We start from the raw sequence: 23,657 nt of genomic DNA on the forward strand, positions 1-23,657 counted from the left end.
GAGGTCACCCCGTGCGCCGAAATCGGAGGTGATACCTCGGGGGGAGCCTCTCCTCCTTCAGGAGGGCGCAGCGGCGGATAGCCTCGTTCCCATGGACAACGACGTTCACCTGGGTTTCGAGACGGTGGCCATCCACGCCGGCCAGGAGCCGGACCCCGTCACCGGGGCGGTGGTACCGCCGATCTACCAGGTCTCGACCTATAAGCAGGACGGAATCGGGGGGCTGCGCGGAGGCTACGAGTACTCCCGGTCGGCCAACCCGACGCGTACTTCGCTGGAGGTATGCCTCGCCGAGATCGAGGGCGGCGCCCGCGGCCTGGCCTTCGCGTCCGGGCTCGCCGCCGAGGACGCGCTGCTGCGCACCGTCTGCCGCCCCGGCGACCACGTGATCATCCCGAACGACGCCTACGGCGGCACCTACCGGCTGTTCGCGAAGGTCGCCGAGCCGTGGGGCGTCGCGTTCGACCCGGTGCCGCTCGGGGACGTCGCCGCGGTGCGGGCCGCCGTCCGCCCGGAGACGAAGATCATCTGGGTGGAGACGCCGACGAACCCGCTGCTCGGCGTGGCCGACATCGCGGTGCTCGCGTCGATCGCCCGGGACGCCGGCGCGCTCCTCGTCGTCGACAACACCTTCGCCTCGCCCTACCTCCAGCGGCCGCTGGAGCTCGGCGCCGACGTCGTCGTGCACTCCACCACCAAGTACATCGGCGGGCACTCCGACGTCGTCGGCGGCGCGCTGATCGCCTCCGACCCCGAACTCGGGGAACGGCTCGCGTTCCACCAGAACTCGATGGGCGCGGTCGCGGGGCCCTTCGACGCCTGGCTGACGCTGCGCGGCATCAAGACCCTCGGCGTCCGCATGGACCGGCACTGCGCGAACGCCGAACGGATCGTCGACATGCTCACGCGGCACCCGTCCGTCCGGCGGGTCCTCTACCCGGGGCTGCCCGACCACCCGGGGCACGAGATCGCCGCCAAGCAGATGAAGGGGTTCGGCGGCATGGTCTCCTTCCGGATGGAGTCGGAGGAGGCGGCCGTCCGCGTCTGCGAGCGGACGAAGCTGTTCACGCTCGGCGAGTCGCTCGGCGGCGTCGAGTCGCTCATCGAGCACCCGGGCCGGATGACGCACGCGTCCGCGGCCGGGTCGCCGCTGGAAGTGCCCGCCGACCTCGTGCGGCTGTCGGTCGGGATCGAGGACGCCGCCGACCTCCTGCGCGACCTCGAGGACGCGCTGGGCTGAAGCGAAACACCCTTCCCGCGCGTACTAGATCAAAACCTCTTATGATGAGCGCGCCAGGTTTCCGTGTGCGAAGGGGTCCCGGGTGCGCAAGGCAGTGGTGTTCAGTGCGGCTCTCGCCGCGACGTGCGCGTCGGCCGTGGCCGTCCCCGTGACGGCGCGGGCCGCGACGCCCGCACCGACCTCCTCGCCCACGCCGTCCACCCCCGCACCGGACACCGGCGCGGACGCCCCTGCGGACGCGCCGACGACCCCGCAGGGCTCCCCGTCCGACGCGGCCGGCGCCGCCGACGGCACCGTCACCGCCAGCGCCGTCATGGTGACGCCCGAGCTGCCGAGGACCGAGACGTACTCCTACGGTCCCGCCGACCTGCAGGAGGTCGACGCCTACTGGACGACCGCCGAGCGCGGCACCGCGCCGCGCCCGGCCGTCCTCGTCGTCCACGGCGGCTACTGGCTGCAGGGCGACAAGAGCGGCTGGGAGTACTTCGCGCGCCGCCTCGTCGCCGACGGCTACGTCGTCCTGTCGGCGAACTACCGGCTCGCGCCCGCCGCGCAGTGGCCCGCGCAGCGGACGGACGTGCTCGCGGCGCTGAACTTCCTCAAGGCCAACGCCGCCCGCTGGAACGCCGACCCCGAACGCGTCGTGGTGATCGGCTCGTCCTCCGGCGGGCACCTCGCCACCCAGCTCGGCACGTACCGCGACGGCGGCGAGCGGGTCCGCGGCGTGATCGCGCTGTCGCCGCCCAACGACCCGGAACTCGCCTACGCCGACGGCGCCGCGCCCACCGCGAACCATCAGCAGAAGAAGCTGCGCCGCGCCGTCATCGACCTGCTCGGCTGCGACCCCGCCGACGCCGTCGCCGGGTCGCGCTGCTGGCGGGTGCTCGAGGACAGCAAGTCCGCGACCCACGTCGGCGCCGAGGACGCCCCGATGCTGTTCATGCACGGGACGAGCGAGTTCGTGCCGGTCTCCGAGAGCCGCGGCCTCGCGACCGCGCTGCGCGCCGCCGGGATCGAGGCGACCATCAAGACCGTCGAGGGCTCCGCGCACGCCTCCGCGCTGCTGAACCACCCCGACACCTACCCGACGATCACCGAGTGGCTCCGCGAGCGCCTCGCCCCGGGGGCGTCCGGCGGCGGCGCGGGCCGCGAGGACGACGAGGGCGGCGAGCCCGAGACCCCCGTCGAGCTCCCGAGCGCCCTCCCGACCCAGCGCGCCACCGACGACTGACGGCCGCTCCCGGTCAGCCGTTCCACACCATCAGCACGAGGATCACCAGCCAGATCAGCGCGATGACGCCGGACAGCGCCGCGATCCGGCCGCGTTCCACCTGCGCGACGTCCCCGGCGGGCGCGGCGGGCGCGGCCTCGGCGCGTCCGTCCTCGTCGTGGCCGGCCTTCGCGTCGGCTGCGGCCTCCCCGCCGCCGGCCGCTTCCGCGGCCGCGGCGCCGGCCGTCTCCAGCAGGTGCACCGCCCGGCGCTGGTCGCGGTCCACGATCAGCAGCAGCACCAGCGCGACGATGAACAGCGTCATCGACGCCGACAGCCACATCTGGTCGAACCGCCCGCTCGCCAGGAACATCCCGAACAGGAAGACGCCCAGGCACGCCACGCCGTAGATCTGCGTGGTCCGGTTCAGGTACCGCACGACCGACGTGTTGCGCTTGCGGATGTAGCGGGGCGTGGACATCGTCGCGGCGGTCAGCGGCCCCAGCGTGAAGATCGCGAAGCCGATGTGCAGGATCAGCAGCAGATGGTCGGAAGTCGACATGACGCCGACCCTAGCCCCCGCGGGCGCTACCTGCGGCCCCGCCGCACCCGCAGATAGTCGCTGACGACGTACTCGCCGAGGCGCTGCGCGTCCGGGGCGAACACCCGGCCGCCGTTGCGGCGCGCGACCTCCTCCACGAAGGACACCAGCCGCCGGTCGTCGGCCAGCATGAAGAAGTTCATCCCCGCGCCGCGCCGCGTCATCTTGTCGACCTCCGCGAGCGTCAGCACCAGCGTCTCGGTGGACGGCGGGTAGTCGAACAGCGAACGGCCGTCCGGGCGCAGGTGCGCGGTCGGCTCGCCGTCGGTCACGACGAGCACGATCGGCTCGAAGTCGGGATGCCGGTCCAGATGGCGGCCCGCGATCATCAGGGCGTGGTGCAGGTTCGTGCCCTGCACCATGTCCCAGTCGAGCCCGGCCATCTCCGTCGGGTGCAGCGTCCGCGCGTAGTTCGAGAAGCCGATGATCTGGATCGCGTCCTGCGGGAACTTGCTGGTCACGAGGGTGTGCAGGGCGAGCGTCGTCTGCTTGGCCGCCGCCCACGTCCCGCGCAGCACCATCGAGTACGACAGGTCGACCAGCAGGCAGACGGCCGCGCCCGTGCGCCGCTCCGTCTCGTGGACCTCGAAGTCGTCCACGCCCAGCCGCACCGGACGCGGCCCCGGCACCCGCTCACCGGCCACGGGGCCACCGGTCAGGGGGCCGGCGGGCGCGGCGTCCGCGCGCACGCCGTTCGCGATCGGGTCGGCGGGGGCGGGCTCGGTGACCCGCGCGACGGGCCCGGCCATCGCGCTGCGCCGCACCGCGTTGCCCACCGTCCGGACGACGTCGAGGGGCTGCTCGTCCCCGAACCGCCACGGGCGGCTGGAGCCGGTCAGCTCGCCCGCGTGCCCGGCGTCGCGCTGCTCGTGGTCGCCCGGCCGGCCCGACGCGAGCTGCGAGAACACCCGCCGCAGCGCCGTCTCGCCCAGCCGCCGCACCGCCTTCGGCGTCAGCTCCAGCCTGCCGCGGTTGCGGCGCAGGTAGCCCTGCCGTTCCAGCTCCGCCTCGATCCGCCGCAGCGCTCGCAGGTCGTCGACCGCGCGGCGGCCCAGCGCGCGCCGGACGGCGTCCTCGTCGATGTCGTCCAGCCGCGCGCCCGGGTAGTCCTGCCCCAGCGCGGCCTCCAGTTCCGCGAGGTCGGCCAGTTCCGCCAGCGCGGACGTCGCGTCGCCCATGCCGAGCGGATCGTCGCCGGTCATCTGCTCGGCGCCGCCCCACCCGAGGTCGGGACGGCGGGTGCGCAGCGCGTCGCCCAGCCGCGTCATCTCCATCGCGAGGCCCGCGTCCTTCATGGCCTCGTCCATCAGCCCCGCCAGTTCCGCGCGCTGCTCGGGGCTGAGCGACGCCAGCAGCCGGTCCATCGCGGCGGCGCGCCGCGCGAGCGCGTCCACGAGCTCCTCGAGGTTCTCCGGACGGTCGGGGAAGAACTCCCCGTACTCGTCCATGAAACGGTCGAAGTCCTCCTGGGTGTGCTCGCCCCGGGCGTCCTTCTCGAGCATCCCGTTCAGCGCGGACATCATGTCCTTGACGCGCTGCATCTGCGCCGGGTCCCGGCTCCGCAGGGCCTGCTTCATGCCCTGGAACTGCGCGTCGAGCACCTCGCTGCGCAGCAGGTCCTTCAGCTTCTCGAACGTCGCCCGCGCCGCGTCCGACCTCCACTCGTAGTTCGACAGCCGCCGCACCGCCTGCGACGTGTCGTCCGGCAGCGCGTCCAGTTCGGCCTCGCGCAGCCGCGCGTCGTCGCCCGGGTCGGGGAACAGCTCGGCGCGCTCCTGCCCGATCGCGGTGTCGAGGAGCGCCCGCGCCTGCTCCAGGGTGCCGTCCAGCCGGCCCCGGTCGCGCAGCGCGCGGCGCCGCTCCCGCACGTCGCGCAGCAGGTCGTCCAGCCCGCGCCCGTCCCGGCCCGGCAGCCCGCGGCGCAGCAGGTCGCGCAGCGCGTCGCCCGGCCGCGTCCCGTCCAGGACCGCGTCGCCCACCGCGTCGAGGGCGCCGCGGACGTCGTAGGGCGGGGCCAGCGGGTCGGGCCCGTCCTCGTACGCGCCGTACCGGTATCGGCTCACAGTCGCGCCCCCAATCGGTGGCCCTCAGGTGCGGTAGGTGCGTCAGGTTCGGTAGGTGGACGTCCCGTCGGCGGCGTCCTTCGACAGCCGCCGGGTGAGGAACAGCCCCTCCAGGGCGAACTCCAGCGCGGCCGCCGCCTGCCCGGGAGACTCCCCGGACATGCCCAGCCGCTCCATCATCCGCGCGAGGCCGGGGACCTGCCCGACGCGGCGCAGCAGCTCCGACGCCGGCACCAGCTCGCCCGTCTCCACGCTGTCGCCCGCGTCGAACTTGTCGAGCAGCCCGCTCAGATCGGCGGCGCCGAGCGTCCGCCGGTAGGTCTCCGCGACGGCCCGCCGCAGCAGATGCTCCAGCACCTCCTGCTCGCGGCCCTCCTCGCTGACCTCGAACTCCACCTTGCCCAGCAGCGCGGGCACCACCGCGGGCAGGTCGCACACCCGCGCGACCGCGCGTTCCTCGCCGGTCAGCGCCGCGCGCCGCACCGCGCCCGCCGCGACCGTCTCGGCGCCCGCCAGCGCGAACCGCGCCGACACGCCGGACCGCGCGTCCACCGCCGTCGACTCGCGCACCAGCCGGGTGAACCGCCCGATCACCTCGACCAGGTGGTCGGGCACCTCGGCGGGCACCCCGCCGAGGTCGGCGAAGTCGGACTCCTGCCGGATGAGCTGCAGCTCGGCGTCCAGCTCCAGCGGGTAGTGGGTGCGGATCTCCGCGCCGAACCGGTCCTTCAGCGGCGTGATGATCCGGCCGCGGTTGGTGTAGTCCTCCGGGTTGGCGCTCGCGACCAGCAGCACGTCCAGCGGCAGCCGCAGCGCGTAGCCGCGGATCTGGACGTCGCGTTCCTCGAGCACGTTGAGCAGCGCGACCTGGATCCGCTCGGCGAGGTCGGGCAGCTCGTTGATGGAGAAGACGCCCCGGTTCGTCCGGGGGACGAGACCGAAGTGCACGGTCTCGGGGTCGCCGAGCGTCCGCCCCTCGGCGACCTTGATCGGGTCGACGTCGCCGATGAGGTCGCCGACGCTCGTGTCGGGCGTCGCGAGCTTCTCCCCGTACCGCTCGTCCCGGTGCTTCCACGCCACCGGCAGCCCGTCGCCGAGCTCCTCGGCGAGCCTGCGGCAGCGCACGCACACCGGCGCGTACGGATGGTCGTTGATCTCGCAGCCGGCGACGACCGGCGTCCACTCGTCCAGCAGCCCGGCCAGGGTGCGGATCAGCCGCGTCTTGCCCTGCCCGCGCTCGCCCAGCAGCACCAGGTCGTGCCCGGCGAGCAGCGCCCGTTCCAGATGGGGGAGGACGGTCTCGTCGAACCCGAGGATCCCGGGGAACCGCGGCTCGCCCGATCTCAGCCGGTCGAGCAGGTTGTGCCGGATCTCGGTCTTCACCGAACGCTGGACGTGACCGCCGTTGCGCAGCTCGCCCACCGTGGTCTCGCGGGGTGTGGATGCACGCACGAGATCGACACTACGTGATTAATCGAGAGTGCGACCCCCCGACTTTTCCGCGGGCTCGCGGGCCGGCGGCGCGAAGGACCGGGGACGGGGGCGGCGACCGGAGGGTGCGTACGATGACCGCGCGGAACATGCCGCGCGGAACATGCCGCCTTGCGCCGGGCCGCGAGGACGCCGCCACCGCGGCGGGGGTTCCAGAAGGTCGCCCACTGGGCTAACACAGCGGTTCGGGGGGAGACTGGGAGGGTGAACCGAGCCCGAAACACGAGGAGGCGGCGCTATGGCTCGATTCGGTGATGGGCTGGCGGTCGGCCCGGATCTGTCCAGTGCCGCCGTGGCGGCGGTGGAGGAGGCGCTCGCGCCGCTGAGCGCGGCGCCGGATCTGGTCTGCGTGTTCATCAGCGGGGACGACCCGGACGAGATCGAGGCGGCGGCGCACGGTGCGGCGCTGGCCGCGGGGCCCGCGGTGATGATCGGGTGCAGCGGCGCCGGCGTGATCGGCGCCGGGCGCGGCGTGGAGGAGACGGGGGCGGTGAGCGCGTGGGCGGCGGTGCTGCCCGGCGCGCGGATCGACCCGTTCCGCCTCGAGACGCTGCGGTCGGACGACCGGCTGATCGTCGTCGGGATGCCCGAGGGGCAGGACGACGACGTGGTGGGCGTGCTGCTCACCGATCCGTACAGCTTCCCCGTCGACGCGTTCGTCGAGCGTTCGGACGACGCCCTGCCGGGGCTGCCGCTGGTCGGCGGGCTCGCGGAGGGCACCGGGCCGGGGACGGTGCGGCTGTTCGTCGACGGCGAGGTCCACTCCGACGGGGCCGTCGGCGTGGTGATCGGCGGGTCGGTGACGGCGGCGACGCTGGTCAGCCAGGGGGCGCGGCCGATCGGGCCCGACATGGTCGTGACCCGCGCCGAGGAGAACGTCCTCTACGAGCTGGCGGGCACCCCGGCGCTGGAGAAGCTCGAGGAGATCGTCGTCGGGCTGCCCGAGGACGAGCAGGAGATGGCGGGCCGCGGGCTGCTCATCGGCGTCGCGATGGACGAGTACGCCGACGAGCACGAGCACGGGGACTTCCTCGTGCGCGGGGTCGTCGGGGCCGACACGGAGAACGGCGCGATCGCCATCGGGGACGTCGTCGACGTGGGCCGCACGGTCCGGTTCCAGGTGCGGGACGCGGGCGCCGCGGAGGAGGACCTCGCGGCGCTGCTGGAACGGTTCGACATGGCGCCGGTCGAGGGCGCGCTGCTGTTCTCCTGCAACGGCCGCGGGAAGGCGATGTTCGCCGACTCCGACCACGACGCGAAGGTGCTCGACCGCGCGTTCGGGCCGGCGGGCGTCGGCGGGTTCTTCGCGGCCGGGGAGATCGGGCCGGTGTCGGGACGCAACCACGTGCACGGGTTCACGGCGTCGATCCTGGCGTTCGGCCGGGCGGAGGACCGCGCGTGACCGACTCCGCGGACCGTCCGGTGCTCGCGATCGACATCGGCGGGACGAAGCTGGCCGCGGCGCTCGTCGAGGAGAGCGGCCGCATCACCGCCTACGACCGGGTCCCGACGCCGAACGAGCCCGGCCGCGACGCCGAGGACCTGTGGCGGGCGCTCGACGCGCTCCTCGGCAAGGTCGTCGCGGAGGGCGGCGCGCCCGGCCTCGCGGGCGTCGGGGTGGGGTGCGGCGGGCCGATGACGTGGCCCGCCGCGGAGGTGTCGCCGCTGAACATCCCCGCGTGGCGGGGGTTCCCGCTGCGCCAACGGCTCCGCGAGCGGCACCCGGGCCTGCCCGTCCGGGTGCACAACGACGCGATCTGCGTGGCGGCCGGGGAGCACTGGCTGGGCGCGGGGCGCGGCCGCGCGAACGTGCTGGGCATGGTCGTGTCCACGGGCGTCGGCGGCGGGCTGGTCCTCGGCGGGCGGCTCGTGGACGGCGCCAGCGGCAACGCGGGGCACATCGGGCACGTGATCGTCGAGCCGGACGGCCCGCCGTGCGGCTGCGGCGGGCGCGGGTGCCTGGAGGCGGTCGCGCGGGGGCCGGGCCTGGTGGCGTGGGCGCGCGAGCAGGGCTGGCGGCCGGGGGAGCCGAGCGGCACCGGGGTCGAGCTGGCCGCGGACGCCCGGGACGGCGAGCCGGTCGCGGTCGCGGCGATGCGGCGGGCCGGCCGGGCCCTCGGCATCGCGATCGCGTCCGCGACGCACCTGTGCGACCTCGAGGTCGTGGCGATCGGCGGCGGCGTGTCGCAGACCGGGCCGCCGCTGTTCGACCCGCTGCGGGACGCGTTCGACGCGCACGCCCGGATGGAGTTCGCGCGCCGGCTGGAGATCGTCCCGGCGGCGCTCGGGCAGCCCGCGGGCCTCATCGGCGCCGCCGCGCTGATCTTCGCCCCCGGCCGTTACTGGAACGCGGACTGAGCCGTTACCGGGCCGTGGGAAGATCGGCCCATGGCTCCCGTGACCCTCGACGACGTCCGTGCCGCCCGGGATCAGCTCGCCGACGTGATCGCCCCGACGCCGCTGATCCGGTCCCGGGCGCTGTCCGAGGCGATCGGCGGCCCGGTGCTGCTGAAGTGCGAGAACGTGCAGCGCACCGGCTCGTTCAAGATCCGCGGCGCGTTCGTGCGGATCGCGCGGCTGAGCGACGCCGAGCGGGCGCGCGGCGTCGTCGCGGCCAGCGCGGGCAACCACGCGCAGGGCGTGGCGCTGGCGGCGTCGATCCTCGGCTGCCGGGCGACCGTGTTCATGCCGGAGGGCGCCCCGCTGCCGAAGGTCGCCGCGACCCGCGGCTACGGCGCCGAGGTGGTCTTCCCGGGCCCGACCGTGGACGACTGCCTCGTCGCGGCCGACACGTACGCGAAGGAGCACGGCGCGGTCCTGATCCACCCGTTCGACCACCAGGACGTCGTCGCCGGTCAGGGCACGATCGGCCTGGAGATCCTGGAGCAGTGCCCGGACGTCCGCACGGTCGTCGGGCCGGTCGGCGGCGGCGGGCTGATGGCGGGGGTCGCCACCGCGATCAAGGCCGTGGAGAAGGACGTCAAGGTGGTGGGCGCGCAGGCGAAGCGGGCGGCGGCGTTCCCGCCGTCGCTGGCCGCCGGGCGCCCCACCCGCATCGAGACGCAGGCGACGATGGCGGACGGCATCGCCGTGGGCCGTCCCGGCGACCTCACCTACGAGCTGTTCACCGAGCTGGTCGACGCGGTCGTGACCGTGTCGGAGGAGTCGATCTCGCAGGCGCTGCTGCTGTGCCTGGAGCGGGCGAAGCAGGTCGTCGAACCGGCGGGCGCGGCGGGCGTCGCGGCGCTGCTCGAACACTCCTACGCCGTCCGGACGCCGGTGGTGGTGCTGCTGTCGGGCGGCAACATCGACCCGCTGCTGCTGTCGAAGGTGCTGCGGCACGGCCTCGCCGGCGCGGGCCGCTACCTGGTCGTGCGGTGCCGCCTCAAGGACCGTCCCGGCGCCCTGGTGACGCTGCTCGGCGAGCTGGCGGAGCTGGGCGTCAACGTCCTGGACGTGATGCACGAGCGGATGGCCGCGCGTCTCCACGTGGAGGAGGCCGAAGTCCTCATGCACCTGGAGACGCGCGGCGCCGACCACTCCGAGGACGTGATCGGCCACCTCCGCGAGAAGGGCTACACCATCACCCTGAGCTGACCCGCGGGCGCCGGTCTACAGCTCCGGCTTGCCCGGCGAGTACAGCCACGTCTTCGCCCACGCGTCGAGGTTCTCGTGCGAGACCCGCTCGGCGAACCGCACGAAGTCCTCGGTGGACGCGTTGCGGCCCTCGTACGCGGACGGCCACGCCTTCAGGAACCGGAAGAAGTCCCGGTCGCCGATCGCCTCGCGCAGCATGTGGACGGCCATCGCGCCCCGGTCGTACACGGCGCCGTGGAAGATGTTGTCGCGGCCCGGGTCGGACACGACCGGCTTCCACAGGTCGTCGTCCGCGGGCGTCGCGTACACCTCGTCGAACGACTTCTGGACGGGCGTGTTCCCGAACTCCTCCGCGTACAGCCACTCGGAGTACGTCGCGAGGCCCTCGTTCATCCAGATGTCGGCCCAGCGCTCCGGCGTCACCGAGTCGCCGAACCACTGGTGGGCCTGCTCGTGCGCGACGAGCCCCGCGCTCGGGATCGCGCCCGGCCGGTGCCCGAGGTCGTACACCGGCCGTCCCTGCGTCTCCAGCGCGTACCCGAAGCCGCCCTTGACGACGATCCCGCCGGTCGAGCCGAACGGGTACCGCCCGTACATCGTCGACTGGAAGTCGAGGACGTCGCCGGTCAGCTCGTGGAACTTCTTCGCGTTCTCCGGCGAGACGCCCTGCCGCCGGTCCGTCGCCGTCAGGTTCGGGACGCCCGCGTCCGTGCGGCCCTTCAGCACGTCGTACTTCCCGATCGCGATCATCGTCAGCTCGCTCGCCATCGGCGACCGCATGTCCCAGCGGGTCGTCGTCTTCCCGTGGCGGGTCCAGGTGCCGCGCAGGTCCCCGTTCGACAGCGTCGTCAGGTCCTTCGGCGCGGTCAGCGTGAACGTGTAGGACGCCTTGTCGGTCGGGTGGTCGTTCACCGGGTAGACCGTCGCGGCGCCGAACGGCTGGTTCACCATGACCGCGCCGTCCGCCGTGGGGATCCAGCCGGACGTGCCGAGCGCCGGGTCGTCGATCGGCTGCGGGACGCCCGCGTACGCGATCGTCACCGTGAAGCTCCGGTTGCGCCGCAGGCCCCGGTCCGGGGTGATCTCGAGCTCCTGCGCGCCCGTCCGGTCGAACGAGGCGTCCCGTCCGTCCACCTTCACCGAGGAGATCTTCAGCGGGCCGAGGAAGTCGAGGTTGAACCGGGACAGGTTCTGCGCGGCCTTCGCGCGGATCCGGGTGACCGCCTCGATCCCCTTCGTCTTCGGGTCGTACTCCAGCCGCACGTCGTAGTGCCGGACGTCGTAACCGCCGTTGCCCATGTCGGGGAAGTACGGGTCGCCCGCCCCGGGCGCGCCGGGCGCGAACCGGGCGTCGGCGCCCGCGGGCACCGCCGTCATGAGGACCGCCGCCGCGGCGCCCAGCGTCACGGCCGTCACGGCTCTGCGCGCTCTGTTCATGGACTTCGCCTTCCTTCGACGCCACTGTCGCGATCAAGAATTTCCTCGTCAGGGCACCGGATCAAGCGCGGGACGATCTCAACTTGCGATCATCGCGGCCGGGAAAGGCCAGGGCCGGGCCGGTGAACGGCCCGCGAAAGGGCCGGCGAAAGGGCCGGTGGAGGACCTGCGAAGCGGCGGTGCCGGGGGTCAGCGCGGCGGACGGCCGCGCTCGTAGAGCCACGCCTGGAACAGCGAGTCGAGCCGCTTCCCGGAGACCCGCTCCGCCGTCGCGACGAACTGCGGCGTCGTGGCGTTCGCGTTCTTCTTCTCCCGCGTCCACGTCTTGAGGATCTCGAAGAACGCGGCGTCGCCGACCTCGGTGCGCAGCGCGTGCAGCGTCATCGCGCCCCGGTCGTACACGGACCGGTGGAACATGTCCTTGCGGCCGGGGTCGCCCGGCGGGACGTCCCACAGTTCGCCCCCGCCGGTCTCGTACAGCCGGTCGAAATGGTCCCCCGGCGCCGGGCCGCCGGACCGTTCGCCCCAGATCCACTCCGCGTAGGTGGCGAAGCCCTCGTTCAGCCAGATGTCCTTCCACCGCGTGACGCTGACGCTGTCGCCGAACCACTGGTGCGCCAGCTCGTGCGCGATTAGCGTCGGCGTGACACCGTACGCCCCGTACACGGGCCGCGTCTGGGTCTCCAGCGCGAACCCGACGTCCGCGTTGTCGACGATCCCGCCCGACGACGCGAACGGGTACGGCCCGAACAGCTTCGAGAACTCCTCGGTGACCTGCGTGTTCGTCCGGTGGAAGGCGTCCAGGCTCGTCGGCGTGGACGGGTCGGCGGCGGAGATCACCGGGACGCCCGAGGGGGTCTCGCCGTTCCGGAACGCGAACCTGCCGACCGTCACCGTCGCCAGATAGGTCGCCATCGGGTTCTGGACGTGCCACTTCGACGTCGTGGTGGCGCGGGCGCCGATCGGGCTGACCGCCGGCCCGGGCCCGCCGCCGGGCGTCCCGGGCTCGCCGCCGGGCGTTCCGGGCTCGCCGGGCGTTCCGGGGCCCGGTCGCGGCGCCCCGGGCGTCCCGCCGGGCGACCCGCCGCCGGGCAGCGACTCGGGGACGCCGTTGGCGACCGCCGTCAGGCCCGCCGGCACGGTGATCTCGAAGTCGAACAGGGCCTTGTCGGACGGGTGGTCGTTGCTCGGAAACCAGGTCTGCGCGCCGCTCGGCTGGCACGCGACGAACACGCCGTCGGGCGTCCGGATCCACCCGTACGTGCCGAGGACCGGGTCGTTCACCGGTTCCGGCGTCCCCGAGTACGCGACGACCGTGGTGAACTCCGCGCCCTTCTGCAGCGGCTCGGCCGGCGTGACCTCCAGCTCGCCCTGGGCCCGCTGGGTCCGCGCGCGCTCGCCGTTCACCGTGACCTCCGCGACCTTCAGGCCGGTGAGGTCGAGGTTGAACCGGGCGAGCCGCGCGGTGGCCTCGGCGGTGATCGTCGCGGTCCCGGAGAGCTGCTCGGCGGCGTCCGGCATGATCGTCAGCTTCAGCCCGTAATGCCGGACGTCGTACCCGCCGTTCCCGTCGCCCGGGACGTACGGGTCCCCGGCGGTCGTGGGCCCCGCGGGGCCGGTCACGGCGGCGCCCGGCGCCTCCTGCGGATCGTCCCCGCCCGGGAGCTGGCACGCGGTCAGCGTCCCGGCGGCGGCGAGGACGGCCGCCCCCGCGACGCCCCGGAGTGCGGCGCGCGCGCCCGGGCGGCGGAGGCTGCGGTCGTGTCCGGCCATGTTCACGCCGTCCAGCCTGCCCGGACGGGACGCGCCCGGCAACTCGGATACGCCCGGGATCGCCCCTCAGCGCGTCTCGTAGGGGTTCGGCGCGTGCGTGCCGGCCTTGACGACGACCGTCCGGGCGATCTTGTCGTGGAGCGCCTGCTTGCGCCGGTCCCACAGGATCCACAGGACGTCGATGAACCCGATGCACCCGCAGATCCCGCCGAGCACGCTGTAGAACGCCGCCCGCGCCGCCGCCTGGCTCCTCGCGACCGGCCCGCCGTCCTCCTCCCGCACGACCCGGATCCGCAGCAGCATCTTCCCGAGCGTCTGCCCCCACTTGGCGTGCATGAGCCAGAAGTAGAGGAATCCCACGATGATGGCGATCATGTTCGTCCACGCCTGGGCGCCGTTGTAGGCGTACTCGCCGGGATCGGGATCGACGACGCTCTCCCAGTTGACGAACGGCAGCGAGATCAGGCCGGAGACGATCGACAGGACGAGGAGGTCCACGATGCCCGCCGCGAGCCGCGCCCACCGGCTCGCCAGCCCCGCCGACGGGTCGATGTACTCGTCGGGCCCGCCGCCGTATCCGGGAAGCCCGCCGTACTGCTCGCCGCCGTACTGCCCGCCGCCGTAGGCCCCCGGGTACGGCGGAGGCTGCTCGCCGTACCCCTGCTCCCCGTAGCCGGGTTGGCCGTAGCCGGGTTGGCCGTACGGTTCCTGGCCGTAGCCGGGGCCGCCGTACCCGGGCTGTCCGTACCCCGGTTGCCCGGAGCCCGGTTGCCCGCGGCCCGGTTCCCCGTAACCGGGCTGCCCGGGGCGGGGCTCGCCGGGCTGCTCGGGCGGGGGCTGTCCGTGCCCCTGCCCCTGCGGCCGCTGCTCGGGCGGCGGCCAGTCCTCCGGTTCTCCCCCGGAGCCGGGGTCGTTCGGCCGATGCGTCATGACGTTGACCTGGGCCGAGGCGCCCCCCTCCAAACGTGGCCGGGCCCGGGGCGCCGGATTGTTTACCGGCCGCTGAGCAAAGGTTGTCCGGCCGGACCGGGCGTCATGACTTCGCGTACGGGTCGGGCGTCCACGGCGTCACCTTCACGACGATCGTCCCGGCGACCTTGTCGTGGAGCGCCTGCCGCTGCCGGTCCCACAGGATCCACCCGTTGTCCAGCATGGCGAGGATGCTGACGGGGAAAGCGGCGGCGGGCATCGTGAAGTTCAGGACGACCGTGACGATGGAGATCCCGTACACGAACGCCTGGCGTCCCGCGACCTGTCCCCAGCCGACCGCGGACCGGTCGGCGGCGGTGACCAGCCGGATGCCGCAGGCCCGCTTGCCGAGCGTCTGCCCCCACTTCGCCTGCGTGATCGTGTAGTAGGCGAAGCCGACGACGAAGACGATCACGTATCCGGTGAGCAGGACCGGGATGTTGTAGAGCTCCATCGGGTCCGTGATCGGCTCGCCGGATTCGACGGTCTCGGTGAACCGGTCCCAGCGGATGGCCGCCAGCATGATCGGGACCATCAGGACGCCGAGGATGAGGCTGTCGAGGATGGCCGCGCCGAGCCGGGCCCAGCGCCCGGCCAGCATGTCCTCGGGCGCCCCGTACCCGGGCGGCGGACCGTATCCGGGCGGCCCGTAGGCGGGCTGCCCCTGCGGCGGGACGCCGTAGGGCTGCCCCGGGTTCGGCGCCGCCCCCGGCTGCCCGGGATGCGGCGGCGGCTGCCCGTGGGCGGGAAAGCCCTGCTGCCCCGGGGCGGCGCCGTAGACCCCCTGGTAGGGCGGTGGACGGTCGTCGGCCGGGGCCTGCCCGCCCGCCGGGGCCTCGGGAGAGGGCGCCGCGGGGGCTTCGGGGTTCTTCGAGAGGTCGGGGCCGGGGGCGTCCGGGCCCGTCCGGTCGTCGTCGCCGGGCCCGGTGTTCTGCGGCGGTTCGCTCATAGGCACACAGTGTGCCCCTTTCCGGGCGCCGGGGCACCCGCCGCGTCACCGGCCGTCCGGGGCCGGACGCGGCGGGGCGCGTCGGCCCCGGAGGCGGTGGGACGCGTCCGGGGCCGGTGCCCGTCAGAGGTTGCCGCGGCGCTCCTGCTCGCGCTCGATCGCCTCGAACAGCGCCTTGAAGTTGCCCTTGCCGAACCCGAGGGAGCCGTGCCGCTCGATCAGCTCGAAGAACACCGTCGGGCGGTCCTGCACCGGCTTCGTGAAGATCTGCAGCAGGTAGCCGTCCTCGTCGCGGTCGACCAGGATGCGCCGCTTCTGCAGTTCCTCGACCGGGACGCGTACCTCCCCGATCCGCTCCCGCAGTTCCGGGTCCTCGTAGTAGGAGTCGGGGGTGTTGAGGAACTCGACGCCCGCCGCGCTCATCTGGTCGACGGCGGCCAGGATGTCGTTCGTGGCGAGCGCGATGTGCTGCACGCCCGGCCCGCCGTAGAACTCCAGGTATTCGTCGATCTGCGACTTCTTCTTGCTCTCCGCGGGCTCGTTCAGCGGGAACTTCACCTTGCGGGTGCCGTCCGCGACGACCTTCGACATCAGTGCCGAGTACTCGGTGGCGATGTCGTCGCCGACGAACTCCGCCATGTCGGTGAAGCCCATGACCCGGTGGTAGAACTCGGCCCACTCGTCCATGCGCTCGACGTTGCCGACGCAGTGGTCGATCGCCTGGAAGTACCGCTTCTCCGGCGGCGCGACGATCGGGTCGGCGGCGGCGAAGCCCGGCAGGTAGGGGCCGGTGTAGTTCGACCGGTCGACCAGCGAGTGCCGCGTCTCGCCGTAGGTGCCGATCGCCGCGATCGTCACCTTGCCGTGCTCGTCCTCCAGGACGTGCGGTTCCTCGATCCCGGTCGCGCCCTTCGCGAGCGCGTGCCGGTACGCCGCCTCGACGTCGGGAACCTCGATCGCCAGGTCGACCACCCCGTCGCCGTGCTCGGCGACGTGCCGGCCGATCTCGGTGCCGGCCTTCACCGGCCCCCGGAAGACGAACCGGGCGCCGCCCGACTCCAGCACGTGCACCGCCTCGTCCGGGCTGCCGTTCTCCGGGCCCCGGTAGGCCACGCGGCGCATCCCGAAGGCGGTCGAGTAGAAGTGCGCCGTCTGCTTGGCGTTGCCGACGGCGAAGACGACTGCGTCCATGCCCTTGACCGGAAACTCATCCATGCCACCTAATGTCGACAGGCGCCTACAAGGTGCGCAAGAGAGCCGCAGATCACTGGACAATCTGTAGAGTGATGCGGCGACGGTGCCGGACCATCTGTGCAATGTGACCATGACCACAGCGACCCCGGGGAGGACGCCGTGCCGATCGACGACCTGGACGGCCGGGTGATCGAGCTGTTCACCGCCGAGCCGCGGATCGGGGTGCTCGAGGCGTCCCGCCGCCTCGGAGTCGCGCGCGGGACCGTCCAGGCCCGGCTCGACCGGCTGGTCCGCGACGGCGTCATCGCCGGCTTCGGCCCGGAGATCGACGCCGCCGCCCTCGGGTACGGCGTCACGGCGTTCGTCACCCTCCAGCTCCGGCAGGGCGGCGGCCACGACCCGGTCGCCGCGCGCCTCGCCCAGGTGCCCGAGGTGATCGAGGCCCACACCATCACCGGTCCCGGCGACATGCTGTGCCGCGTCGTCGCGCGCAGCAACACCGACCTGCAGCGCGTCATCGACGCGATCGTGGAGGTCGCGGGCGTCGAGCGAGCCTCGTCCGTCATCTCGCTCGTCACCCAGGTGCCGTACCGGACCCTCCCCCTGGTCCGCGCCGCCTCCGGCCGCCCGGGCGGGGGAGGGGACGGCGGGCGGCCGCGGCACCGGCCGCCCCGCTGACGGCGGGGCCGGGAACGCGAGCGGCCCGCCGCCCCCGGAACGGGGACGACGGGCCGGACCGCGTTCTCCCGGCGGTGCGCCTTCGCGGCTCAGGCGGCGCCGTACGGGGTGGCGTCGAGGATCTCGACGGTCATGCTGCGGCCGTTCGGCAGCGTGTAGGTGGCCTTCTCGCCGACCTTCTTGCCGTTGATCGCCGAGCCGAGCGGCGAGTTGGGGGAGTACACGTCTATGGGGGCGCCGACCTCCTCGCGGGACGCGAGCAGGAAGGTGACCTCCTCGTCGTCGCCCTCGAACGTGACCGTGACGGTCATGCCGGGGCCGACCAGGCCCTCGGTGCGCGGCGCCTCGCCGACGCGGGCGTTCTCCAGGATGCCCTGGAGCTGGAGGATCCGGCCCTCGATCTTGCCCTGCTCCTCCTTGGCCGCGTGGTAGCCGCCGTTCTCGCGCAGGTCCCCTTCTTCCCGCGCCGCCTCGATCTTCTGAGCGATCTCGATGCGGCCCGGGCCCGACAGGTGGTCCAGCTCCGCCTTGAGCCGGTCGTACGCCTCCTGGGTCAGCCAGGTGACGTCCTTGTCAGCGCGGGTCTCGGTCACGGGTACTCCTCATCACATGGTTCGATCCTCGCTCGCCCACCGGTGGGAGAGCGTCATCGACATGAAGTGCGGCCGGGTGAAACCTCTAGCCTATCCGGTGTGTGCGGGTAAAGGTTCCCTGAACTCGTCGTCGGCAATCGGCCAATCACGGTTCGGCATCGGCCGCGGTTTTTCCGCACGGGCGCGCCGGCGCGTTTCGCCGCCGCGGTCCCGCGCACCGGCCGGACGCGTCCATGCGCCGGCCGGTCACCGGCCTTCAACGCGCGCCGGGCCCGCCCGCTTCCGCGGACGTCGCCCGGCCCGCGCTCATCCGGTCGTCTTCGCGCACTCGTGAATGCGCGCGCCGGTCGCCTCCCGCGGAGTCCGCAACGTCTCGGTCCCCGTGGCGCCCGACTTTCCGGCGGGCACCACGATCGTCTTCTCCGCGAGAATGTTGAAGTCGGTGTCGAACGCGTCCAGCGTGCACCGCACCGGGTCGCCCTCCGGCTTCGCCACCGAATAACTGATCTTCACGGTGGTCGGCGTGATGTCGTAGGCGACCGTCTGCGACGCGATCCCGGGGGTGGACGAACCGGCGAACCCCGCGATGATCCCGAAGCCGCCCGCCGCGAGCGCCACCAGGACGCCGATCACCACGAGGCCGATCCGCCCGCGGACGGTTCTCGTCCGGTCGGCCGGTTCGCCGGGAGGCGCTGCGCCTTCGGACACGCTCGTTGCCATGGCGGGGAATCTCCGTGCGGGATGCGACGTTGTCAGGGACAATTCTCGTCTGTCGTGGCGCGTGCTCCGAACCGGGGGCCGCTTTCACGGCCCGCCGTGTTCGCTGAGAGGGAGATCCCCAGGTGTCCGAGGTCATCGACGGTACGACGCTCGACCGCCCGTCCGGCGGGAACGGGCCGCTGCGGCTGATGGCGGTGCACGCCCACCCGGACGACGAGTCCAGCAAGGGCGCGGCGACGATGGCGCGCTACGTCTCCGAGGGCGTCGAGGTGCTGGTGGTCACCTGCACCGGCGGGGAGCGCGGCGACATCCTGAACCCCGCGATGGACCGGCCGGAGGTCAAGGCCGACATCGGCCGGGTCCGCAACGAGGAGATGGCGCGGGCCCGCGAGATCCTCGGCGTGGGGCAGCGCTGGCTCGGCTTCGTCGACTCCGGCTTCCCCGAGGGCGACCCGCCGCCGCCCCTGCCGGAGGGCTGCTTCGCGCTCGAACCGCTGGAGACGGCCGCCGCGCCGCTCGTCCGGGCCGTCCGGGAGTTCCGGCCGCACGTGATCTTGACCTATGACGAGAAGGGCGGCTACCCGCACCCCGACCACGTCAAGACCCACGAGATCTCGGCGGAGGCGTTCGACGCGGCCGGCGACCCCGACCGGTACCCGGACGAGGGCGAGCCGTGGCAGCCGCTCAAGCTCTACTACCACATGACGTTCAACAAGGAGCGGATCCTCGCCCTGCACACGGCCATGCTCGACGCCGGGCTCGAATCCCCCTACCACGACTGGTTGGAGCGCTTCGACGAGCGCCCGCAACTGTGGGACGTCACGACCCGTGTGCCCTGCGCCGACCACTTCGAGACCCGCGACAAGGCGCTGCTCGCCCACGCCACCCAGATCGACCCGAACGGGTTCTGGTTCGTCGTCCCGCTGGACGTCCAGCGCGAGGCATGGCCGACCGAGGACTACCATTTGGCCAGGTCCCTGGTCGACACCGAGCTGCCGGAGGACGACCTGTTCGCCGGTATCCGGGAGAAGGTGTGTCTGTAGTGCTTCCTCCAGTCCTCGCCGATGACTATCCCCTGAACGACACCACGGTCTCCCCGGGCGTGCTCGGCTTCGCGTTCTTCATCGCGTTCTTCGTCGCGCTGTTCTTCCTCATCCGGTCGATGAACAAGCGGCTGCGCAACATCAACGCGCCCCGCGAGGCCGACCTGAAGCAGGAGGCGTGGGAACGCCGCGAAGCCGCGAAGGCCGCCGAGTAACGGACGGGTTGGAGTGCGGCGGGTCCGGGGAGGACCCTCGACGTGCGCGCGAACTTCGAGGACTCCTACCGGGAGCTTGATCCCGCGGCCGCCCGGCTGCTGCGGCTGCTCGCCCTGCAGCCCGCCGACGGCATCGGGCTCCCGGCCGCGGCCGTCCTGGCCGGCCGGCCCGAGGACGAGACGCTCGCCCGGTTGCGGGCGCTCGCCGACCGCGGGCTCGTCGTCGACGCCGGCGGCGGCCGGTACACGATGCCCGGCCCCGTCCGGGTCCGGGCCGCCGAGCACGCGGAGGCCGAGGACGACCCCGGCGAGCGCGACGCCGCGGTCCGCCGCGTCCTCGACCACTACCTGACGTCCGCGCCCGACACCGGTCTCGAGGAGCACGGCCTCGCCCTCCTCGAACGCGAACGCCGCGCCGAGGCCGTCGAGACCCTCGAGGAGGCGCTGCGGGAGGCCGAACGCGACGGCGACCACCGGACCGTCCTGCTCGCCCGCCACAACCTGGGCCGCGCGCTGACCGCCGCCGGGTCCCTCGACCGCGCGATCGACCTCCTCGGCCCGCTGCCCGAGGAGTTCGCCGCCCTCCCCGACCCCGACGAGTACCACCGGGGCCGCGCGCTGCTCAGCCTCGGCGAGGCGTACCTGCACGCCGGACGCCCGGTCGCGGCGGTGAACTTCTTCGGCCAGGCCCTCGACGCCATGCGGGCCCTGGACGCCCCCGACCTGGAGGCCGACGCCTACGCCCACCTGGCCGAGGCGGCCCGGCGGCGAGGCGACGAGACCGCCGAGCACGCCGCGCGCGCCCAGGGCGGACGCCTCGCCCAGGGGAGCGATCCCCTGGAACCCCCGTCATGGTGACGGTGCCGCCGTCAGCCGCCGTCAGCCGCCGTCAGCCGCCGTCAGCGGCCGTCACCGGAGCTGCGCGCTACCTGCTCCCGGCTCCCCGGGGTTCCGGGGGCGCCCCGTTGATCACGCCTTGCGGTGGTCCCAGCTGACCACCTCGGCGGGGTCCATCACGACGAGGACGCGCTTGGCCATCGCCTGCTCGATGCCGGCTTCGATCGCGGGGTCGATGGGTTCGCCGATGGCCGGGACGGGCAGGCCCGCCATGCGGGAGCCGACGACGCGGCCGACCTCGAGGAGCGGCTCGCGGTCCTCGATGACGAGGCCGCGCCCGCTCAGCTGCGCGCCGCGCAGCTCGTTGTACTCGACGCCGTCCTCGACCAGGCACGTCATGGCCGGGTTGCGGCGCAGGTTCACGACCTTCTGCGACGACTTGTACGTCGTGAAGGCGATCTTGCCGTCGAGGAGCGCGTAGAACATCGTGACCAGGTGCGGCGTGCCGTCCTTGTTGAGCGTGGCGACCTGCACCTTGAAGTTGCCCGCGAGGTACGACGCGACCTCGTCCGGCGTCATCTTGATCCTGTCGCGCTTGCCACCGGCCATGTGACGGCTCCCTCTGTAGACGGCGCTGTGGACGGGCGGCCAGGATAACCGGATGCTTACCGGCGGGGGCGGGCGGCACCATGGAGGGATGTCCGCTCGCGATCTGACCGTGCTGGGGTCCGCCAGCGCGGTGCCGACGAAGGCCCGCAACCACAACGGCTACCTGCTGCGCTGGGACGGGCACGGCCTGCTGTTCGACCCCGGCGAGGGCACGCAGCGGCAGATGGCGCGCGCGGGCCTGTCTGCGCACGACGTCACGTGGATCTGCGTGACGCACTTCCACGGGGACCACTGCCTCGGCGTGCCCGGAATGGTGCAGCGGATCGCGCGGGACGGCGTCGAGCACCCGGTGCGCGCGGCGTTCCCCGCGAGCGGCGCGCGCTACTGGGAGCGGCTGCGGCACGCGTCCGTCTTCCGGGACACGGACGTCATCCGGGAACGGCCGGTGTCGGGCGACCGCATGACGCTCGACACCGGGGACGCGCCGTTCACGCTCGTCGCGCGGCGGCTCTCGCACCCCGTCGAGGCGTACGGCTACCGGCTGGCGGAACCCGACGGGGTGACGATGCTCCCCGAGCGGCTCGCCGCGCGGGGCGTCCGCGGGCCGGACGTGCGGCGGCTGCAGGAGGACGGGCGGGTGACCGGGGCGGACGGGTCCACGGTGACGCTCGAGGAGTGCAGCGTGCGGCGCCCGGGGCAGAAGGTCGCGTTCGTGATGGACACCCGGGTGTGCGACGGCGTCGGAGAACTCGCCGACGGGGTCGACATGCTCGTGATCGAGTCGACGTTCATCGACGCGGACGCCGGGCTCGCGGCCGAGTACGGGCACCTGACGGCGGCGCAGGCCGGGAAGGTCGCGGCGGACGCGGGGGTGCGCCTCCTGGTGCTCACGCACTTCTCCGAGCGGTACCCCGCCGACGAGGAGCACCGGTTCCGGGACGAGGCGGCGGCCGTGTTCGGCGGGGAGATCGCGCTGGTTCACGATCTCGACCGGATCGCGATGCCTCCGCGCCGCAGGACCTGACGGGTGACGCGCCCGGATCCGGGGCAGGATTGCGATCATGACCGAGGAAGTGGACGTCGTCGTCATCGGGCTCGGTCCGGGCGGCGAGGACGCGGCGGGGCGGCTCGCCGAGGCGGGCCTGGCGGTGGCGGCGGTGGAGTCGCGGCTGGTCGGCGGCGAGTGCCCGTACTACGCGTGCGTCCCGACGAAGATGATGGTGCGGGCCGCGGGGCTGCTCGCGGACGGCGAGCGGATCCCGGGCATGGCGGGGGACTCGGCCGTCCGGCCCGACTGGACGCCCGTCGCGGCGCGGATCCGGGACGAGGCGACGGACTCGTGGGACGACACCGTCGCGGCAGACCGGCTCACCGGGAAGGGCGTCGAGCTCGTGCGGGGCCGCGGGCGGATCACCGCGCCCCGGGAGGTGACGGTCGACGGGCGGACGTTCCGGGCCCGCCGCGGCATCCTGCTCAACACCGGGACGTCGCCCGCGTCGCCGCCGATCGAGGGCCTCGACGGCACCCCGTACTGGACGAACCGGGAGGCGGTGCAGGCCACGGAGGCGCCCGCGTCGATGATCGTCCTCGGCGGCGGGGTCGTCGGGGTGGAGATGGCGCAGGCGTTCTCCCGGTTCGGCACACGGGTGACGGTGGTGCAGGCCGACGACCGGCTGCTGCCCCGCGAGGAGCCCGAGTCGAGCGAGCTCGTCCGGACGGTGTTCGAGCGCGAGGGCATCGGCGTCCGCACCGACCTGCGGAGCGACCGCGTCGCCTACGACGGGCACGAGTTCACCGTGCACGCGGACGGCGAGGCCATCGCCGCGGACCGGCTGCTCGTCGCGACCGGCCGGCGCCCGAACCTGCGGGGGCTCGGCCTGGAGCACGTCGGGCTGGACGAGGACGCGCGCGCGGTGCCGGTGGACGGCAACATGCGGGCGGCCGACGGGGTGTGGGCGATCGGCGACATCACCGGCAAGGGCCAGTTCACGCACGTGTCGATGTACCAGGCGGCGATCGCGGTCCGCGACATCCTCGGTGAGGAGGGCTCCCCGGCGTCGTACCGGGCGGTGCCGCGGGTCACGTTCACCGATCCGGAGATCGGGGCGGTGGGGCTGACGGAGGCGCAGGCGCGGGACCAGAACCTTCCGGTCCGCACCGGGACGGTCGAGCTGTCGAACTCGTCGCGGGGGTTCATCCACAAGTCGGGCAACGACGGCTTCATCAAGCTCGTCGAGAGCACCGAGTGGGGCGTTCTCGTGGGCGCGACCGCCGCGGGCCCGTCCGGCGGGGAGATTCTCGGGGCCCTCGCCGTCGCCGTCCACACCGAGGCCAAGGTCACCGCCCTCCGGGAGATGATCTACGCCTACCCGACCTTCCACCGCGCGATCGAGTCCGCCGTGGCGGACCTCGGCGAAGGGTGAGGGGATGCCGGGATC

Annotated in this window: 22 protein-coding genes; 11 read left to right on the plus strand and 11 right to left on the minus strand. The window is 73.3% G+C overall.

Going from position 1 to position 23,657, the window contains the following annotated elements:
- Positions 1 to 91 precede the first annotated feature (91 nt).
- Positions 92 to 1,240: a cystathionine gamma-synthase gene (locus tag ACFQ11_RS14585; RefSeq protein ID WP_378298840.1), complete on the plus strand. Its 1,149-nt coding sequence runs from the start codon at positions 92 to 94 to the stop codon at positions 1,238 to 1,240.
- A gap of 82 nt (positions 1,241 to 1,322) precedes the next feature.
- Positions 1,323 to 2,471: an alpha/beta hydrolase gene (locus tag ACFQ11_RS14590; RefSeq protein ID WP_378298841.1), complete on the plus strand. Its 1,149-nt coding sequence runs from the start codon at positions 1,323 to 1,325 to the stop codon at positions 2,469 to 2,471.
- Positions 2,472 to 2,484: 13 nt separating this feature from the next.
- Here ACFQ11_RS14590 and ACFQ11_RS14595 read toward each other — a convergent pair whose 3' ends face one another.
- The 3 genes from ACFQ11_RS14595 to ACFQ11_RS14605 are packed head-to-tail and all read right to left on the minus strand — an operon-like array spanning position 2,485 to position 6,566.
- Positions 2,485 to 3,012, minus strand: coding sequence for a hypothetical protein (locus ACFQ11_RS14595; protein WP_378298842.1), 528 nt, complete (start codon positions 3,010 to 3,012; stop codon positions 2,485 to 2,487).
- 26 nt (positions 3,013 to 3,038) lie between these two features.
- A complete protein-coding gene (locus ACFQ11_RS14600) occupies positions 3,039 to 5,114 on the minus strand; it encodes a vWA domain-containing protein (protein ID WP_378298843.1) in 2,076 nt (691 codons plus the stop codon).
- Between the two features lie 42 nt (positions 5,115 to 5,156).
- Positions 5,157 to 6,566 (minus strand): sigma 54-interacting transcriptional regulator, encoded by a 1,410-nt coding sequence (locus tag ACFQ11_RS14605; protein WP_378298844.1) that lies wholly within the window; start codon positions 6,564 to 6,566, stop codon positions 5,157 to 5,159.
- 277 nt (positions 6,567 to 6,843) lie between these two features.
- Between ACFQ11_RS14605 and ACFQ11_RS14610 the strand changes: the two genes are divergently transcribed.
- The 3 genes from ACFQ11_RS14610 to ilvA are packed head-to-tail and all read left to right on the plus strand — an operon-like array spanning position 6,844 to position 10,202.
- Complete coding sequence (locus ACFQ11_RS14610; RefSeq protein ID WP_378298845.1) at positions 6,844 to 8,007, plus strand: FIST signal transduction protein; 1,164 nt, start codon at positions 6,844 to 6,846, stop codon at positions 8,005 to 8,007.
- Positions 8,004 to 8,963, plus strand: a complete 960-nt coding sequence (locus tag ACFQ11_RS14615; protein WP_378298846.1) for an ROK family protein — start codon at positions 8,004 to 8,006, stop codon at positions 8,961 to 8,963. Before ACFQ11_RS14610 ends, ACFQ11_RS14615 begins: the two co-directional genes overlap by 4 nt.
- Positions 8,964 to 8,993: 30 nt before the next feature.
- On the plus strand, positions 8,994 to 10,202 hold the full coding sequence (gene ilvA / locus ACFQ11_RS14620) for a threonine ammonia-lyase (protein ID WP_378298847.1): 1,209 nt from the start codon (positions 8,994 to 8,996) through the stop codon (positions 10,200 to 10,202).
- A 15-nt stretch (positions 10,203 to 10,217) separates the two neighbouring features.
- Here the strand turns inward: ilvA and ACFQ11_RS14625 are convergent, their stop codons facing one another.
- The 5 genes from ACFQ11_RS14625 to hppD all read right to left on the minus strand — a co-directional run bounded on the left by ACFQ11_RS14625 (position 10,218) and on the right by hppD (position 16,545).
- Positions 10,218 to 11,639 carry a M1 family metallopeptidase gene (locus tag ACFQ11_RS14625; protein WP_378298848.1) on the minus strand — a complete coding sequence of 474 codons (1,422 nt, stop codon included), beginning with the start codon at positions 11,637 to 11,639 and terminating at the stop codon, positions 10,218 to 10,220.
- Between the two features lie 189 nt (positions 11,640 to 11,828).
- Positions 11,829 to 13,412 (minus strand): M1 family metallopeptidase, encoded by a 1,584-nt coding sequence (locus tag ACFQ11_RS14630; protein ID WP_378298866.1) that lies wholly within the window; start codon positions 13,410 to 13,412, stop codon positions 11,829 to 11,831.
- Positions 13,413 to 13,478: 66 nt separating this feature from the next.
- Positions 13,479 to 14,342 carry an RDD family protein gene (locus ACFQ11_RS14635; protein WP_378298849.1) on the minus strand — a complete coding sequence of 288 codons (864 nt, stop codon included), beginning with the start codon at positions 14,340 to 14,342 and terminating at the stop codon, positions 13,479 to 13,481.
- A gap of 103 nt (positions 14,343 to 14,445) precedes the next feature.
- A complete protein-coding gene (locus ACFQ11_RS14640; protein WP_378298850.1) occupies positions 14,446 to 15,330 on the minus strand; it encodes an RDD family protein in 885 nt (294 codons plus the stop codon).
- Between the two features lie 123 nt (positions 15,331 to 15,453).
- Positions 15,454 to 16,545, minus strand: coding sequence for a 4-hydroxyphenylpyruvate dioxygenase (hppD, locus tag ACFQ11_RS14645; protein ID WP_378298851.1), 1,092 nt, complete (start codon positions 16,543 to 16,545; stop codon positions 15,454 to 15,456).
- 138 nt (positions 16,546 to 16,683) lie between these two features.
- Between hppD and ACFQ11_RS14650 the strand changes: the two genes are divergently transcribed.
- Entirely contained in the window at positions 16,684 to 17,202 is a 519-nt protein-coding gene (locus tag ACFQ11_RS14650; RefSeq protein WP_378298852.1) for an Lrp/AsnC family transcriptional regulator, read from the plus strand.
- An 89-nt stretch (positions 17,203 to 17,291) separates the two neighbouring features.
- On the opposite strand, the gene greA is transcribed toward ACFQ11_RS14650, so the two are convergent.
- Positions 17,292 to 17,795 (minus strand): transcription elongation factor GreA, encoded by a 504-nt coding sequence (greA, locus tag ACFQ11_RS14655; protein WP_378298853.1) that lies wholly within the window; start codon positions 17,793 to 17,795, stop codon positions 17,292 to 17,294.
- Between the two features lie 306 nt (positions 17,796 to 18,101).
- A complete protein-coding gene (locus ACFQ11_RS14660; RefSeq protein WP_378298854.1) occupies positions 18,102 to 18,515 on the minus strand; it encodes a DUF4307 domain-containing protein in 414 nt (137 codons plus the stop codon).
- A gap of 188 nt (positions 18,516 to 18,703) precedes the next feature.
- Here ACFQ11_RS14660 and mca point away from each other — a divergent pair, with 188 nt between their 5' ends.
- From mca to ACFQ11_RS14675, 3 genes are read left to right on the plus strand one after another with little or no spacing between them, the layout of a single operon-like run.
- Entirely contained in the window at positions 18,704 to 19,558 is an 855-nt protein-coding gene (gene mca, locus ACFQ11_RS14665; RefSeq protein WP_378298867.1) for a mycothiol conjugate amidase Mca, read from the plus strand.
- Positions 19,558 to 19,773: a hypothetical protein gene (locus tag ACFQ11_RS14670; RefSeq protein WP_378298855.1), complete on the plus strand. Its 216-nt coding sequence runs from the start codon at positions 19,558 to 19,560 to the stop codon at positions 19,771 to 19,773. The genes mca and ACFQ11_RS14670 overlap by 1 nt, the downstream gene beginning before the upstream one ends.
- A gap of 42 nt (positions 19,774 to 19,815) precedes the next feature.
- Positions 19,816 to 20,631, plus strand: a complete 816-nt coding sequence (locus tag ACFQ11_RS14675) for a tetratricopeptide repeat protein (RefSeq protein WP_378298856.1) — start codon at positions 19,816 to 19,818, stop codon at positions 20,629 to 20,631.
- A 111-nt stretch (positions 20,632 to 20,742) separates the two neighbouring features.
- Here ACFQ11_RS14675 and ACFQ11_RS14680 read toward each other — a convergent pair whose 3' ends face one another.
- Positions 20,743 to 21,219, minus strand: a complete 477-nt coding sequence (locus ACFQ11_RS14680) for a pyridoxamine 5'-phosphate oxidase family protein (RefSeq protein ID WP_378298857.1) — start codon at positions 21,217 to 21,219, stop codon at positions 20,743 to 20,745.
- A gap of 88 nt (positions 21,220 to 21,307) precedes the next feature.
- On the opposite strand from ACFQ11_RS14680, the gene ACFQ11_RS14685 reads away from it, so the two are divergent.
- Both ACFQ11_RS14685 and ACFQ11_RS14690 read left to right on the plus strand, forming a co-directional pair.
- Positions 21,308 to 22,243 carry a ribonuclease Z gene (locus ACFQ11_RS14685; RefSeq protein WP_378298858.1) on the plus strand — a complete coding sequence of 312 codons (936 nt, stop codon included), beginning with the start codon at positions 21,308 to 21,310 and terminating at the stop codon, positions 22,241 to 22,243.
- A gap of 37 nt (positions 22,244 to 22,280) precedes the next feature.
- A complete protein-coding gene (locus ACFQ11_RS14690; RefSeq protein ID WP_378298859.1) occupies positions 22,281 to 23,642 on the plus strand; it encodes a dihydrolipoyl dehydrogenase family protein in 1,362 nt (453 codons plus the stop codon).
- Positions 23,643 to 23,657: the final 15 nt, after the last annotated feature.

It is taken from the genome of Actinomadura sediminis, from assembly GCF_042675525.1.
GTDB classification, from domain to species: Bacteria; Actinomycetota; Actinomycetes; order Streptosporangiales; family Streptosporangiaceae; genus Spirillospora; species Spirillospora sediminis.